A 15,013-nucleotide genomic window follows, 5' to 3' on the forward strand; every position below is an offset into this window, starting at 1 on the left:
CGCGCACAATAAATATATGGCGGGGGCCCGGCGCCCGGCGGGTTGTTGGGGGGTGGGTGGGGGCGGGGGGGCGCCCCCCCGCCCCCCCCCCCACGGCTTCACCGGAGTCCCGACTCCACGCGTGTGCGGCCCCGGCATATCGAAACGTTTCGACATGCCACCGTGGTACCGCGTGGAGTCAGGACTCCACCCTACAACTCATCCAGCGAAAAAATCCGCCTGTGCTCGCGGATCGCATACCGGTCCGTCATCCCCGCAATGTAATCCGCAATCTTCCTCGCCTGCTTGTGCGTGTCCCCCGCCGCCACCTGGTAATCCGGCGGCAGCAGCACCGGGTCGGTCATGAAGGCGTCGAACAGTTCGCGCACGATGCGGCTGGCTTTGACGCGCATGCGGTTGACCTTGAAGTGGCGGTACAGGTTCGCGTACAGGAAGCGTTTCAGGGCCGTGGTCTCGGCGCGCATCTGGTCCGAGAAGCGGATCAGGGGCGGCGCGGCGCGCACGTCGTCGATGCTCTGCGGCGCGGCCTCGACGAGGCGCGCGGCCGAGGTCTCGACCAGGTCGGCCGTCATCGCCGTGATCATCAGGCGGATCGTCTCGTACAGGGCGCGCCGTCCCGGCAGGCCCGGGTACTGCGCCTCGACCGTATTGCGGTGGCGCGCGAACAGCTCGACTTCCATCATCTGCTCCATCGTGAGCAGGCCGGAACGCAGGCCGTCGTCGATGTCGTGGTTGTTGTAGGCGATTTCGTCGGCCAGGTTGGTCAACTGCGCTTCCAGGCTCGGCTGGGTCTTGTCGAGGAAGCGCTGGCCCAGCTCTCCCAGCAGGCGCGCATTGTTCGGCGAGCAGTGCTTGAGGATGCCCTCGCGCGTCTCGAAGCTCAGGTTCAGGCCGTCGAAGGCGCCGTAGTGCTCTTCCAGGTGGTCGACCACGCGCAGGCTCTGCAGGTTGTGCTCGAAGCCGCCGTAGTCCTTCATGCATTCGTTGAGCACGTCCTGGCCGACGTGGCCGAAGGGCGTGTGGCCGAGGTCGTGCGCAAGCGCGGTGGCCTCGACCAGGTCTTCGTTCAGGCGCAGGCTGCGCGCCAGCGTGCGGCCGATCTGCGCCACTTCGATCGAATGCGTCAGGCGCGTGCGGAACAAATCTCCCTCGTGGTTCAGGAAGACCTGCGTCTTGTATTCGAGGCGGCGGAAGGCGGTGGAATGGATGATGCGGTCGCGGTCGCGCTGGAACTGGCTGCGCGAGCCCGGCGCCGGTTCCGGATAGCGGCGGCCGCGCGACTTCGACGAGTGCGCGGCATACGGGGCCAGGTGGGCGTCGAAGTCGATCATGCGGCTGTCCTTATCGTTGTATGCAGGCGTCCAGGGTGGCCAGCAGCAGCTCCTGCGGCACGCTGGTGATGCTCGGGCTGCCCAGGGGTTTGAGGAGGATGAACTTGATCGCCCCGCCCTCGTTCTTCTTGTCCACTTCCATCAGCTCGATCCAGCGTGCCTCGCCGAGGTCGGGGGCAGCCGTCGGCAGCCCCGCAGCCTTCACCAGCGCGCGCACGCGTTCGACCGCGGCCGCGTCGATGAAGCCCAGGCGCTGCGACAGGTCGGCCGCCATCACCATGCCGCAGCCGACCGCTTCGCCGTGCAGCCATGCGCCATAGCCCAGGCCCGCCTCGATCGCGTGGCCGAAGGTGTGGCCGAAATTGAGGACGGCGCGCAGGCCGCCTTCGCGCTCGTCCCGGCGCACGACGTCGGCCTTGATCTCGCAGGAACGCGCGATCGCGTGCGACAGCGCCTGCGCGTCGCGCGCCATCAGCGCGCCGATGTTCGCTTCGATCCAGTCGAAGAAGTCCGCGTCGAGGATGGCGCCGTGCTTGATGACTTCGGCCAGGCCCGCCGACAGCTCGCGCGGCGGCAGGGTCGACAGCGTACTGGTGTCGGCCAGTACCGCGCGCGGCTGGTAGAAGGCGCCGATCATGTTCTTCCCGAGCGGGTGGTTGATGCCGGTCTTGCCGCCCACCGAGGAGTCGACTTGCGCCAGCAGCGTGGTTGGGATCTGCACGAAGGGCACGCCGCGCATGTAGCTGGCGGCGGCAAAGCCGGTGAGGTCGCCGATCACGCCGCCGCCGAGGGCGACCAGGGTGGTCTTGCGGTCGCACTTGTTGGCCAGCAGGGCGTCGAACACCTGCATCAGCGAGCCCCAGTGCTTGTGTTCCTCGCCGTCGGGCAGGATGATTTCCACCACGTCGCGCCCGGCCGCGCGCAGCGGCGCCGCCACGGTTTCCAGGTAGAGCGGCGCCACGGTGGTGTTGGTGACGATGGCGACCTTGTTGCCGCCGACGTGGCGCGCCAGCAGCGCGCTGTCCCGGATGACGCCGGAGCCGATGGCGATCGGGTAGCTGCGCTCGCCCAGGTCGACGTTGAGGTTGATGTGTGCTTGTTCGTTCATCGAGGCCGCCCTTGCGCGCCGGGCGCGTCCTGCTTCGAGCGCGTCCAGCTGGTCCAAAATTGTCTGAACCATCGATTGTACGTTAGGTCGGCCGGTATCGATGACGAGGTCCGCGATCTCGCGGTAGAGCGGCTCGCGCTGGGCCAGCAGCTCCTCGAGTTTCTTGCGCGGGTCGGCGGTCTGCAGCAGCGGGCGGTTCTTGTCGTGCGAGGTGCGCTGCAGGATGCTGCCGATGCCGGCGCGCAGGTAGATCACGGTGCCGCGCTCGGCCAGGTAGGCGCGGCTGGCGGCGTCGAGCACGGCGCCGCCGCCGGTGGCCAGCACGATGCCGCGCTGGCCCGTCAGCTCGCGGATCATGTCCGCTTCGCGCCGGCGAAAGCTGGCCTCCCCTTCGATCTCGAAGATCCAGGGGATGGTGGCGCCGGTACGCGCCTCGATCGCGTGATCGGAATCGACGAAGCGCTTGCCCAGCCGGCGTGCGAGCTGGCGGCCGATGGTGGTCTTGCCAGACCCCATCAGGCCGACCAGAAAGATGTTGTGTTGTTTTTCCTCGGGCACGATATCGACGTCGCTCAAAAAGACAAACGGCCAGTACGAGCCTGGCCGCCTGTTGTTACGGTCCCCCGTTGGTCACTTCGATTACGGGCAGCTGAACGCCAGTTTAAACGGAATCGTCGTCACCACCGTGGTTGGCGAGGTGACGGTGACGTTAAAGGTCGACGTGACCGGGGCCGTGCAGTCCTTTCCGCCCGGGTTGGAAATCGAGAAAGTATGCGAGGAACCCTGCGCACCCGAGACGTTGTTGCCGGTGATGTCGTCACCGCTGGACGTATGCGGGTAGATGTTCGGCACCGTGGCCGGCACCACCGGAGCGGCGGAGCCGTTGACCACATTGGTCACCTCGACCTTGGTACCGAAGGGCATCGGGTTCAGGTTGACGTCGTTCAGCTGCAGCACGAAGACCTTGGACTCGGTCGCACGCACGGTGCCCAGGTCCGTCACGGCCGGCGGAGCCAGCTTGACGCCGTCGAGGAAGACGTTGGCCGCACCGCCGCCGCCGAAGAACAGGCCGAGCTTGGCGAAGATCGTGTTGCTGCCGTCGGTGCTGCTGGCGCAGATCGTCGCCAGGCCGGCACGGGTGCTGTCCGGGCTGACGCCGGCGCCGCTGCCGGTGTTGCAGGGGGTCGCCGGCAGGCCCGGCGTCGGGATGCGCGGCGCCTGGGTGCGGAAGTCGACCGAGCAGCCGCCGTTGACCGTGTTGCAGCCGCCTTTGTCCGACGAGCCGACCGAGCCCATATTCGTCTGGAAGACCACCGGGGTACCGTCCGGCACGGGGTTGCCGGAGCTGTCGGCGATCATGACCTGGATCCGGGTGGCCGGTTCGGTCGGGCTGCTGTCGTAGTTCCAGCCCTCGAGGTTGAACTTGGGGGCGCTGAGCGAGAACGCGCGCTGGACCGGCAAGCCGGTGGTCACCACGATCGAGTCGGAGGTGGTCGAAATGTCGGGACTGGTCGTGGTGGCGGTCCCGGGCAGCGTGGCGAAGATGCGGAACGAGGTCGGTACCGTGCCCGAGTTGACGGTGGTGATCACCTCGCCGTTCTCGTCGGTGCTGTCGCTTAGCTTGTTGAGGCTGACCAGGTTGGTCGATGGCCTGAACTCGACGAGACGGCGCGGCAGCGGATTGCCGAACTTGTCGAACACGCGGAACTTCAGGGTGGCCGTCTCGGTGCGATTGAGGCCGCCCTGGCCGCGGATCACGATCGACTTGTCGGTCGGCGAGGCCGAGACGAACTGCACCGAGGCCGCATCGGGCAGCGAGATCTTCAGGGGGGCGCTGGCCGGGACCGAGACGCCATCGGAAGTGACCGTGATGACGTCGTTGTTGGCGCAGCCGAGGTCGCGGTACACGGTGGTTGCGACGCCGCCGTTGGTCGCGACGGTGGCGGCCAGCGAGGCCTTGCCGGCGGCGACGCAGGCCGAGCTGAAGTGCACGTTGACCGGCTGCGCCGTGTAGCGCGCGCCGCCGGCGAGCAGGTCGACCGACAGGTTGGTCGTGCCGTAAGCGGCGATGCTGTCCGACTCCGCCTTGAGCGTACCGAAGGTGAGCGTGGTGGCGCCGACCATGTAGTTGGTCTCGCTGGTGGCGGTGGTGCCGGCGACGCTGCTCGTCACGGTCAGCTTGGCGGCGCCGCCCGCGGCCAGGCTGGCGGCGCGCAGGGTGACGCGGGCCACGCCGTTGGCGTCGGTCAGCGCGGTGCCGGCCGAGGGCGAAAACACGGCCAGCGAAGCGTCGGTCGCGAAGGTCACCAGCGCGTTCGGCACCGGCTTGCCGGCGGCATCCTTGATCACGGCCTGCACCGTCAGCGGCGTCGCGCCGGTGAGCGAGTTGCTGGCCTGGCCGCCGCTCGACAGGGTGCTCAGGGTCACCGTCGGGGCGGCCGACGCCACCGGGGTGGTCGGGGTGGTCGGCGCCGTGCCGCCGCTGCTGGCCGGCGGCGCGACCGCACCGGGGTCGCCGCCACCGCCGCCGCAGGCGGAAAGGACCGCCGCGGCGATCAGGGTCAGGGCCGCCGTGCGTGCGTGGGAGGCCGGGGTGCTTTTCAGGATGTCCTGCATGATGGTTCCAGTTCTTGTTAATTGTTCGATATGGCGGACGATGCAAGCGGCATACATTGCGGTCCCTGAAACGACACAGCGACACGCGGTGGCGTGTCGCTGTGGGTGTAACGCTTTATTTCTTTACAACTGGTCGGGTAACGGTGTCCTCGTCAAAGGCCAGGACGCCGCTCAGCGCGCGCCGGCCACGCGGTCGGCCACGATCTTCGGCGTGATGAAGACCAGCAGTTCCGTCTTCGCGTTCTCGCGTCCCTGGGTCTTGAACAGGTAACCGACCACCGGGATATCGCCCAGCAGCGGCACTTTTGACTCGTTGCTGCGCTCGGTCTGCTGGTAGATACCGCCCAGCACCACCGTCCCGCCGTTCTCGACCATGACCTTGGTCTTCACGTGCTGGGTGTTGATCGCAAAGCCGGCGCGTGTCTCTTCTCCCTTCGAATCCTTGCTGACGTCGACTTCCAGCACGACGTTGCCGTCGGGGGTGATCTGCGGCGTCACTTCCAGGCGCAGGTTGGCCTTCTTGAATTCGATCGAGGTGGCGCCGCTCGAGGAGGCGACCTGGTACGGCAGTTCGATGCCCTGCTCGATCACGGCCACCATCTTGTCTTCGGTGACCACGCGCGGGCTGGAGATGATCTTGCCCTTGCCGTCCGCTTCCAGCGCCGACAGTTCCAGGTTCAGGAAGCGGTTGTCGGCCGACGAGAACAGCGAGAACGCCAGGGTCGAAGGCGAGATGCCGCCGATCGCCGCTGCCGGCAGGTTGACCATCGTCGTGTTGCCGAAACCGTTGGTGCCCTCTCCCGTCTGGCCGGTGATCGTGCCGACGTCGGCCAGGTTGCCGCCGATGGCGACGCGGTTGTTGCCGCCGATGCCGTAGCCGGCGTCGCCGCCGCGCAGGCCGCGCATGTCGTTGAAGCCGATCTTGGCGCCCAGGTTGCGCGAGAAGCCGTCGTTCGCTTCGACCAGGCGCGCTTCGATCAGCACCTGCTTGGAGGCGACGTCGGTCTTCTGGATCAGCATGCGGATGTCTTCGATCTTCGACGCGATGTCGGTCACGAACAGCTGGTTCGTGCGCGGGTCGATGATGGCGCTGCCGCGGCGCGACAGCACGCGGTTGCGGGTGTCGGCGCTGGCGCCGCCGCCGGCGTCGAGGCCGAACACGGTGCGGAAGGACTCGGCCTTCTGGTAGTTCAGCTGGAAGATTTCGGATTTCAGCGGCTCGAGGTCGGAAATCTGGGCACGCTGCTCGAGTTCCAGCTTTTCCTTGGTCAGCAGCTCTTCCTTCGGCGCGATCCAGATGACCGTGCCGTTCTTGCGCATGTCGAGGCCCTTCGATTGCAGGATGACGTCGAGCGCCTGGTCCCAGGGCACGTCCTTCAGACGCAGGGTCAGGCTGCCGGCGACCGAATCGCTGGCGATGATGTTCAGGCCCGAGATGTCGGCCACCGCCTGCAGCGCGGCGCGCACTTCGATGTTCTGGAAATCGAAGCTGATCTTCTCGCCGCGGAAGCCCTGGACGCCCTGCGCCAGCTTGTTCGGGTCTTCCTTCACCGGGCGCACGGCGACCACCAGCTGGGTGTCGCTCTGGAACACCGACTGCTCCCAGTTACCCTGGGCTTCGATGATCATGCGCGTGTTGGCACCGTTGGCGCTGGTCGTCACGCGCGAGACCGGGGTGCCGAAATCGGTCACGTCGAGGCGGCGGCGCAGGGTCTCCGGCAGGCCGGTGTTGAAGAAATCGACCTGCACCCGGTTGCCGAGCTGGCGCACGTCGACCGCGACGTTCCCGTGCGGGAGGTCGACCACGACGCGGCCTTCGCCGTCGCTGCCGCGGCGGAAGTCGAGGTTGCGCAGTTGTTGACGGGGCGCGGCGGCGGGAGCTGCCGAGGCCGACGTGGTGGCGGCGGGCGCCGGAGCAGCTGCCTGAGCGCCCGCGCCTTCGACGGTGACCAGCACCGACTTGCCGTCGATCGCCGTCGCATACGCGACCGGGCGCTTCAGGTTCATCACGAGGCGGGTGCGCTCGCCGGCCTGCACCACGTTCACGCCGCGCACTTCACCGAGGTTGATCTCTTGCGTGTTCTTGCCGGTGGCATTGCTGGTGGCGCCGAAGTCGAGGGCGATGCGCGCCGGGTTGGTGATCGCGAAACCGAGCGGCAGCCTGGCGGGGGCGTTCTTCATGGCGATGTTGACCACCACATTGGCGCCCTGCTGGTTGGCCGTGATCGATTCGATCGCATTCTCCTGTGCCCAGGCCGAACCGATACCGGCGCCGACGGCCAGCACCAGCGCCACGCATTTCATTGCGAATGGGGTCATTTCCCGATCTCCTTACTTTCCTGCAATTCCAGCTTCGATATCCGCTCGACCCAATCGCCGCCCGCGTCCTGTACCACTTCCCGAATCTCGACCGCGACGGGCGTCACGCGCACCACCTGGCCGAAGTTCTGGCCCAGGCGCTGTCCTGCCTTGATTCGGTAGACGCTGCGTTCGATTTGCACCAGGGCAAACCCGACACCGTCCTTCTGCATCATACCGACCATCCGCATGGTGTCGAGCGGATAATTTTCCAGCGCTTCGCGCGGGCGGTTCATGTCCGGCTGCCCGGCGCTCGGCTCTTGCGGCATGCCGCCCGGCCCGGCCAGCTTGTCCGGGTTGAACGGATCGACCGCGCCCTGCTGGTCGTAGGCGTAGGGCACGAATTCCTTGGGCGCCGGCAGCGGCTTGACCATCGGCTGGGTCTGCGCCTTCGTTTCTTCCATCCAGGTGCGCACTTCGCGCACGTCGCTGTCGCCGCAGCCGGCCAGCAGCAGGGCCAGCGTCAGGGCCAGCATCGGGCTGGATGCCTTGTGTAAGGTCGTCATGGCGTGCCCCCTGCTTGCGTGTTCTTCTTCGCCTTCAGGCGTGCCGCCTTCTGCGTCGCCAGTTCGTCGGCGTCGAGGTAGCGGAAGGTCTTGGCGATCGCGTCCAGGGTCAGCTTGCCGTCCTTGTCCGCCTTCAGCGCCATGTTGTTGAGCGTGACGATGCGCGGCAGGTGGGCCATGTCGGCGGCAAACGCGCCCAGGTCGTGGTAGCTGCCGCTGATCTTGATGGCGATCGGCAGCTCGGCGTAGTAGTCACGCACGACGATCTGGTCGGGGCGGAACAGCTCGAACTGCAGGCCACGGCCGACGCCGGCCTGGTTAATGTCCGACAGCAGCGCGGCCATCTCGGCCTTGCTTGGCAACTGCTTCTCCAGGCGCTCGACCGACTGGTCGACCTGCAGCTTCTGCGCCTGCAGCGCTTCCAGGTTGGCGGCCTGCGCGATCTTCATGCGGTATTCCTCGCGCAGCGTGGTTTCCTCGCTGGCGAGCGCCTCCTGGGTTTCGAACTGGCCGCTCCAGTACAGGAAGTGGCCGAGGCCGACGACGGCGGCGAGCACGCCGGCCGCGCACAGCAGGCGCGGCGCCAGCGGCCACAGGCCGGGCGGGCGGCCTTCCAGGCCCTGGAATTGGGACGCCAGCTCGGCGCCCAGTTGTTTGACATCGATGTTCATGGGGTGCTTCCTCCGGCGGCGCCGGCGCCCGGCGCCTTGCCTGGTGCTTCGGTCTCGTCGGCCTCGCGGGCGCGCTTGATCGCCACGGCCAGCGTGAACTCGACCGCCTTGCGCGCGATCTTGTCCTGGGTGAGCACGGCCGCCTTCACCTCGCTCAGCTCGGGACGCTCGAGCCAGGGCGAATTGCTCGAGAGGTTGCGCAGCAGCTCGGCCACGCGTTCCTGCGACTGGGCATAGCCGTTCAGGACCACGCGCTGGCCTTTCTGCTCGAAGCCCTTCAGGTAGACGCCGTCCGGCGCCTGGCGCACCAGCTCGTCGAACAGGTAGACCGGCTGGTTGCGGTCGCCCTGCAGGTCTTCGACGGCCTGCTGGCGCGATTTCAGCGCGTTGATCTCTTCCTTCAGGGTGGCGATGGCCTTGATCTTCTTGTCGAGTTCCGCGTTCTCGGTGCGCAGGACGTTGTTGCGCTCTTCCTGGATGGCGATGCGGCTGGCGTTCCAGCCGCCCACCAGCAGCACCACGGCCGCGCCCAGCAGGCCGCCGAGCACCAGCATGGCGATGAAGGCCGCCTGCTTCTGTTTGCGTTTCGCTTCCCGGTGCGGGAGCAGGTTAATCCGGATCATCAGCCAAACCTCCGCAGCGCCAGGCCGCAGGCAACGAGATACGACGGCCCCTCCTGGCGCAGCTGCTGCTCGCGCATGCCGGCACTGAGCAGCATGCCGTCGAAGGGCGCCACGGCGGCCGTCGGGATGCGGGTGCGTCCGCCGATCAGTTCGGCCAGCCCGGGCAGCTGGGCGCTGCCGCCGGCGAGCCAGATCTGGTCGATGCGGGTGTACGGGGTCGAGGTGAAGAAGAACTGGATCGCGCGCGTGACTTCCATCGCGGCGTTTTCCAGAAAGGGAGTAAGCAGGTCGGCGCGGAAGTTCTCCGGCAGGTCGCCCGATTTCTTGCGTGCCTCGGCATCCTCGTAGGACATGCCGTAGGCGCGCACGATTTCCTGGGTCAGCGCGTTGCCGCCGAAAGGCTGCTCGCGCTCATAGATGGTGTCGCCGTTCTGCAGCATCGAGACGTGGGTCATGCCGGCGCCGATCTGGAACAGGGCAACGATCTTTTCCGGTCCACCCGGCGCAGCGCGTTCGAGGGCGGCACGCGCGGCGTAGGATTCGATGTCCATCACGGTGGCGGTGATGCCCGCGGCCTCGGCGACGGCGACCCGGTCCTCGACCTTTTCGCGGCGCGCGGCGGCCAGCATCACTTCCATGTCTTCCGGCGAATTGGCGGCCGGGCCGACCACGTCGAAGTCGAGGCTGACCTCGTCGAGCGCGAAGGGGATGTACTGGCTGGCTTCGGATTCGACCTGCACTTCGAGCTGGTCTTCGGCCATGCCGGCCGGCAGGATGATTTTCTTGGTGATGACGGCCGCCGGCGGCATGCCGAGGGCGACCAGGCGGGCCTTGGTGCCGCTTTTCTTCCAGACCCGGCGCACGGCCTCGGCGACCTGGTCGAAGTTTTCGATATTGCCGTCCACGACGGCGCCGCGCGGCAGCGCTTCGAACGCATGGCGCTCGAGCCGCAGCACGCCCTTGCCGGCATCGGCCAGCTCGACCAGGCGCAAGCCCGACGTGCTGATGTCGAGGCCGGCAAGCGGCTGGCTCGACTTTCCGAACAAGGAACCTAGATTGATCACGAGCGTACTCCCTCAGCTGCTGTCTGCCTGGCAGACCAATGTTTCAACGCCCGCGCGGGGGAAATGTCTTGTTGAGATACAGTAACTTAGTGCACATTTATGAGGCACTGCATCAAATCGTAGCGATAATAGTGCGTGGCGACAAGATATTTCTACACTGGAACATTACAATCCGGCGGGGATGCCACAATCCGATATTCCCTTGTTAATACCCCTTGTCAGCCATACCACAAAGCAGTTGTCCGGCTGAGCCCGCGCCGCTTGAAGATGGGGTGCCTTATAATGAGGCGGATCAACACAGTGAAGCCAAGCATGAAATCTTCCCAATCATCAAAATCGTCGGCGCCGAATAAATACAGCCCGAAACGGCTCATCCTGCTCGCCTTTGCCGGCCTCACCGGCCTGGCCCTGGTCGGCGTGCTGCTGGTCGTGTTCGCGCTGGCCATGGCCTACCCGAACCTGCCTGCGCTCGACACCATCACCGATTACCGCCCGAAGATGCCGCTGCGGATCTTCACGGCCGATAACGTCCTCATCGGCGAGTTCGGCGAGGAGCGCCGGACCCTGGTGCGCTTCAAGGAGATCCCGGACGTCATGAAAAAGGCGGTGCTGTCGATCGAGGACGACCGCTTCTACGAACACGGCGGCGTCGACTACTGGGGCGTGCTGCGCGCGATGCTGCACAATGCCACCAGCGGCTCGCGCCAGGGCGCCTCGACCATCACCCAGCAGGTGGCGCGCAACTTCTTCCTGTCGAGCGAGCAAACGCTCAAGCGCAAGGCCTACGAGGCACTGCTGGCCTGGAAGATCGAAAAGAACCTGACCAAGGACCAGATCCTCGAGGTCTACATGAACCAGATCTACCTGGGCCAGCGCGCCTTCGGCTTCCAGTCGGCGGCCCAGATCTACTTCGGCAAGGATCTGCGTGACATCAGCGTGGCCGAAGCGGCGATGCTGGCCGGCCTGCCGAAGGCGCCTTCCGCCTACAACCCGGTCGTGAACCCGACCCGCGCCCGCACGCGCCAGCAGTACATCCTGCAGCGCATGCATTCGCTGGGCTACATCACCGACGCCCAGTTCGAGACCGCAAAGAACGAGGAACTGACCATCAAGACCGACAGCACCGCCTTCGGCGTGCATGCCGAGTACGTGGCCGAGATGGCGCGCCAGCTGGTCTATGAACAGTTCAAGGAAGACACCTATACGCGCGGCCTGAACGTGTTCACCACGATCACCAAGGCCGACCAGGACGCGGCCTACCTCGCCGTGCGCCGAGGCGTGATGGATTACGAGCGCCGCCACCCCTACCGTGGCCCGGAGTCGTATATCGACATCCCGAAGGACAAGACCGAAGCCGATGAAGCCATCGAGGCGGAACTGGCCGAGAAGCCCGACAGCGACGACATCGTCGCCGCCGTGGTGCTGGCGGCATCGCCGTCGAGCGTCACCGCCGTGCTGGCCTCGGGCGAAGAGATCAAGATCACCGGTCCCGGCCTGTCGTTTGCCTCGAACTGGCTGTCGAGCAAGGCACAGCCGAACCGCCGCATCCGTCGCGGCGCCCTGATCCGCGTGATGCAGGACGGCGGCGCCGACTGGAAGATCACGCAGATGCCGCTGGTCGAATCGGCCTTCGTGTCGGCCAGCACCGAGGACGGCGCGATCAAGGCCTTGGTGGGCGGCTTCGACTACAACCGGAATAAATTCAACCACGTGACGCAGGCCTGGCGCCAGCCGGGTTCCTCCTTTAAACCGTTCATCTATTCGGCCTCGCTCGAGCGCGGCCTGTCGCCGGCGACCCTGGTCAACGACGCGCCGATTTCCTTCGACGCCGGCCAGACCGGCGGCCAGGCCTGGGAGCCGAAGAACTACGACGCCAAGTACGAAGGCCCGATGACGATGCGGCGCGGCCTGACCAAGTCGAAGAACATGGTCTCGATCCGCATCCTGAACCGCATCGGCGCACGCTACGGCCAGGAATACGCGACCCGCTTCGGCTTCGACGCCGAGCGCAATCCGCCCTACCTGACCCTGGCGCTGGGCGCGGGCGCGACCACGCCGCTGCAGATGGCCGGCGCCTACGCCGTGTTCGCCAACGGCGGCTACCGCGTCAGCCCCTACCTGATCTCGAAGGTGACGGACAGCTCGGGCAAGGTGCTCTCCGAAGCGCGTCCGGAGCGCGCCGGCGTCGAGGCCAACCGCGTGATCGACGCGCGCAACGCCTTCCTGATGGACAGCATGCTGCGCGACGTGGCGCGCTACGGCACCGCGGCCAAGGCCTCGCAAATCCTCAAGCGCACCGACATCGCCGGCAAAACCGGCACCACCAACGACTCGATCGACGCCTGGTTCGCCGGCTACCAGCCGAAACTGGTCGGCATCGCCTGGATGGGCTACGACCAGCCCAAGAACCTGGGCAACAAGGAAACCGGCGGCGGCCTGGCCCTGCCGATCTGGATCGGCTACATGCAGACGGTGCTGAAAACCATGCCGACCGAGGAACGCACGGTGCCGCCGGGGCTGATCATGGCCAACGGCGAGTACTACTACGCCGAGAACCCGCCGGGCACCGGGGTGCAGTCGCTGGATGTGGGAACGACACCGCCGCCGGCGCAGCAGAAGGCGCAGGACGCGGTGAGGAATGAGTTGTTTTAAGTAGGGTGGGCACCCCGTGCCCACGCGGTACGGGCGCCTCCTGTTGGCTGGCGCCGTGCCGTTATCCAACACGTGGCTCCAGGAGCACCTGGGCCAACGGACCGCCGATCGATACCGTTTCGAAAGGCGAACGACACAAGATGCAGCGGCGCCGGCGTAATGCTGGCGCCGTACCGCGTGGGCACGGAGTGCCCACCCTACTAAATCACCCCAGCTTGACCGGCGCCCCGCCCTGCTGCGTGGCGATGTCCGACAGCGCCGTGAAGAACTCCGTATCGTCGCGCGTATTGCGCCACTCGTCGCCTACCCGCTTGTAGTGGTAACCGCCGGCGCGCGCCGCCATCCACATTTCCTGCAGCGGCGCCTGGCTGTTGACGATGATCTTCGAACCGTTGGCGATGAACTCGATCTCGAGCACGTTGCCGTTGCGCTTGCACTCGACGTCGACCACGTCCTTGTCGTTGAGCTCGTCAAAGCAGGCTTCGATGCGGTCCAGCGTCGATTCGGCCAGGTCCAAAAATTCGGTTTCGGTCATGCTACACTCCAAGGTCTTGATCAAACCCTGATTCTAATCGTGAAGTCACCTAACGCGCTTCTCTTCGTTGCCGTGCTCGCAGCCAGCGCCCTCGCCGGCTGCGGCCAGACCGGTCCGCTCTACATGCCGAAGCCGCCCGCCAGGCCTGCCGCGCAGGCCCACGCCGTCCCGGCGCAGGAGCAGGCGCCGACGCCAACGTCCACCACGGTTCCGGCAGCGCCACCGGTCGAACGCACTACCCCCACCAACTAAGATCCATGTCCCATTTTTCGTACCAAGACGGCGTCCTGCACGCCGAGCGTACCCCTTTGCCGAACATCGCCGACGCCTTCGGCACGCCGACCTACGTGTATTCGAAATCGGCCCTGCTCGAGAACTTCGCAGCGTACGCCGACGCCTGCGCAGGCCGCGACGCCCTCGTCTGCTATGCGATGAAGGCCAACTCGAACCTGGCGATCCTCGACCTGCTGGCGCGCGAAGGCGCCGGCTTCGACATCGTCTCGGGCGGCGAGCTGCTGCGCGTGATCGCCGCCGGCGGCGACCCGGGCAAGGTCATCTTCTCGGGCGTCGGCAAGACCGTGGCCGAGATGCGCCTGGCACTGGAAAAGGACATCCTGTGCTTCAACGTCGAGTCGATCCCCGAGCTGCACCGCCTGAACGACGTGGCCGCCAGCATGGGCAAGCGCGCCCCGGTCTCGCTGCGCGTGAACCCGAACGTGGATGCGAAGACCCACCCGTATATCGCGACCGGCCTGAAGGCCAATAAATTCGGCGTCGCCTTCGACGATGCGCTGGCCACCTACCGCGCAGCAAGCTCGCTGCCGAACCTGGACGTGGTCGGCATCGACTGCCACATCGGCTCGCAGTTGCTCGACGACGCGCCGCTGCTCGAAGCGCTCGACAAACTGATCGAACTGATCGACACCCTCGACGCCGAGGGCATCCACATCCACCACCTCGACATCGGCGGCGGTCTCGGCGTCGACTACGGCGTGGCCGGCGACAAGCCGCCGGTGCCGGTCGGCGACTATTTACAACGCCTGTTCGCCCGCATCGACGCCTGGCGCGCCGAGCGCCACGATGGCCGTCCGGTCAAGGTGATCTTCGAGCCGGGCCGCTCGATCGTGGCCAGCACCGGCGTGCTGCTCACCAGCGTCGAGTTCCTCAAGCCTGGCGTGGAAAAGAACTTCTGCATCATCGACGCCGCCATGAACGACATGATGCGTCCGACCCTGTACGGCGCCTGGATGGACATGAAGGCCGTTGCCCCGCGCGCGGGCGTCGCACCGGCCGTCTACGACGTGGTCGGCCCGGTCTGCGAATCGGGCGACTGGCTGGCGAAGGACCGCGAGCTGGCCGTCGAGCCGGGCGACCTGCTGGCGATGATGAGCGCCGGCGCCTACGGCATGACCATGGCCTCGAACTACAACACACGCGGCCGCGCCGCCGAAGTCATCGTCGACGGCGACCAGGTGCATGTGATTCGCCAGCGCGAGAATCCGGCCGAGCTGTTTGCGCTGGAATCGATGCTGAAGTAAGCGAATGAAGT

The 15,013-nt window shown here is 66.4% G+C and carries 12 protein-coding genes; 3 read left to right on the plus strand and 9 right to left on the minus strand.

Translation table 11 applies throughout. The features are described from left to right. Positions 1–191 precede the first annotated feature (191 nt). From ACWCIA_RS21050 to ACWCIA_RS21085, 8 genes are all read right to left on the minus strand, one after another. A complete protein-coding gene (locus ACWCIA_RS21050; RefSeq protein ID WP_454166458.1) occupies positions 192–1,331 on the minus strand; it encodes a deoxyguanosinetriphosphate triphosphohydrolase in 1,140 nt (379 codons plus the stop codon). A gap of 10 nt (positions 1,332–1,341) precedes the next feature. Beyond that, on the minus strand, positions 1,342–3,015 hold the full coding sequence (gene aroKB / locus ACWCIA_RS21055) for a bifunctional shikimate kinase/3-dehydroquinate synthase AroKB (RefSeq protein WP_454166459.1): 1,674 nt from the start codon (positions 3,013–3,015) through the stop codon (positions 1,342–1,344). A 63-nt stretch (positions 3,016–3,078) separates the two neighbouring features. Then, complete coding sequence (locus ACWCIA_RS21060) at positions 3,079–5,055, minus strand: Ig-like domain-containing protein (protein WP_454166460.1); 1,977 nt, start codon at positions 5,053–5,055, stop codon at positions 3,079–3,081. Positions 5,056–5,226: 171 nt separating this feature from the next. Next, positions 5,227–7,374, minus strand: a complete 2,148-nt coding sequence (pilQ, locus tag ACWCIA_RS21065; protein ID WP_454166461.1) for a type IV pilus secretin PilQ — start codon at positions 7,372–7,374, stop codon at positions 5,227–5,229. Then, a complete protein-coding gene (locus tag ACWCIA_RS21070) occupies positions 7,371–7,919 on the minus strand; it encodes a pilus assembly protein PilP (protein ID WP_454166462.1) in 549 nt (182 codons plus the stop codon). The genes pilQ and ACWCIA_RS21070 overlap by 4 nt, the downstream gene beginning before the upstream one ends. After that, positions 7,916–8,590, minus strand: a complete 675-nt coding sequence (locus tag ACWCIA_RS21075) for a type 4a pilus biogenesis protein PilO (RefSeq protein WP_454166463.1) — start codon at positions 8,588–8,590, stop codon at positions 7,916–7,918. The genes ACWCIA_RS21070 and ACWCIA_RS21075 overlap by 4 nt, the downstream gene beginning before the upstream one ends. Further along, complete coding sequence (locus tag ACWCIA_RS21080) at positions 8,587–9,213, minus strand: PilN domain-containing protein (protein WP_454166464.1); 627 nt, start codon at positions 9,211–9,213, stop codon at positions 8,587–8,589. Before ACWCIA_RS21080 ends, ACWCIA_RS21075 begins: the two co-directional genes overlap by 4 nt. Further along, a complete protein-coding gene (locus ACWCIA_RS21085; protein WP_454166465.1) occupies positions 9,213–10,277 on the minus strand; it encodes a pilus assembly protein PilM in 1,065 nt (354 codons plus the stop codon). The genes ACWCIA_RS21080 and ACWCIA_RS21085 overlap by 1 nt, the downstream gene beginning before the upstream one ends. Positions 10,278–10,589: 312 nt before the next feature. Here ACWCIA_RS21085 and ACWCIA_RS21090 point away from each other — a divergent pair, with 312 nt between their 5' ends. Then, positions 10,590–12,929: a penicillin-binding protein 1A gene (locus ACWCIA_RS21090; RefSeq protein WP_454166466.1), complete on the plus strand. Its 2,340-nt coding sequence runs from the start codon at positions 10,590–10,592 to the stop codon at positions 12,927–12,929. Between the two features lie 205 nt (positions 12,930–13,134). Here ACWCIA_RS21090 and cyaY read toward each other — a convergent pair whose 3' ends face one another. Next, positions 13,135–13,464: an iron donor protein CyaY gene (gene cyaY / locus ACWCIA_RS21095; protein WP_454166467.1), complete on the minus strand. Its 330-nt coding sequence runs from the start codon at positions 13,462–13,464 to the stop codon at positions 13,135–13,137. A 39-nt stretch (positions 13,465–13,503) separates the two neighbouring features. Here cyaY and lptM point away from each other — a divergent pair, with 39 nt between their 5' ends. Continuing rightward, positions 13,504–13,716, plus strand: a complete 213-nt coding sequence (gene lptM / locus ACWCIA_RS21100; protein WP_454166468.1) for an LPS translocon maturation chaperone LptM — start codon at positions 13,504–13,506, stop codon at positions 13,714–13,716. Between the two features lie 5 nt (positions 13,717–13,721). Next, positions 13,722–15,002, plus strand: coding sequence for a diaminopimelate decarboxylase (gene lysA, locus ACWCIA_RS21105; RefSeq protein ID WP_454166469.1), 1,281 nt, complete (start codon positions 13,722–13,724; stop codon positions 15,000–15,002). The last annotated feature ends 11 nt before the right edge of the window (positions 15,003–15,013 follow it).

Source organism: Massilia sp. SYSU DXS3249 (genome assembly GCF_053668055.1).

Coding starts and splice junctions, on each gene's coding strand:
- cyaY (WP_454166467.1), bottom strand. CDS start 13,464: ATGACCGAAACCGAATTTTTGGACCTGGCCGAATCGACGCTGGACCGC.
- ACWCIA_RS21090 (WP_454166466.1), top strand. CDS start 10,590: ATGAAATCTTCCCAATCATCAAAATCGTCGGCGCCGAATAAATACAGC.
- ACWCIA_RS21075 (WP_454166463.1), bottom strand. CDS start 8,590: ATGAACATCGATGTCAAACAACTGGGCGCCGAGCTGGCGTCCCAATTC.
- ACWCIA_RS21060 (WP_454166460.1), bottom strand. CDS start 5,055: ATGCAGGACATCCTGAAAAGCACCCCGGCCTCCCACGCACGCACGGCG.
- ACWCIA_RS21080 (WP_454166464.1), bottom strand. CDS start 9,213: ATGATCCGGATTAACCTGCTCCCGCACCGGGAAGCGAAACGCAAACAG.
- pilQ (WP_454166461.1), bottom strand. CDS start 7,374: ATGACCCCATTCGCAATGAAATGCGTGGCGCTGGTGCTGGCCGTCGGC.
- lysA (WP_454166469.1), top strand. CDS start 13,722: ATGTCCCATTTTTCGTACCAAGACGGCGTCCTGCACGCCGAGCGTACC.
- ACWCIA_RS21050 (WP_454166458.1), bottom strand. CDS start 1,331: ATGATCGACTTCGACGCCCACCTGGCCCCGTATGCCGCGCACTCGTCG.
- ACWCIA_RS21070 (WP_454166462.1), bottom strand. CDS start 7,919: ATGACGACCTTACACAAGGCATCCAGCCCGATGCTGGCCCTGACGCTG.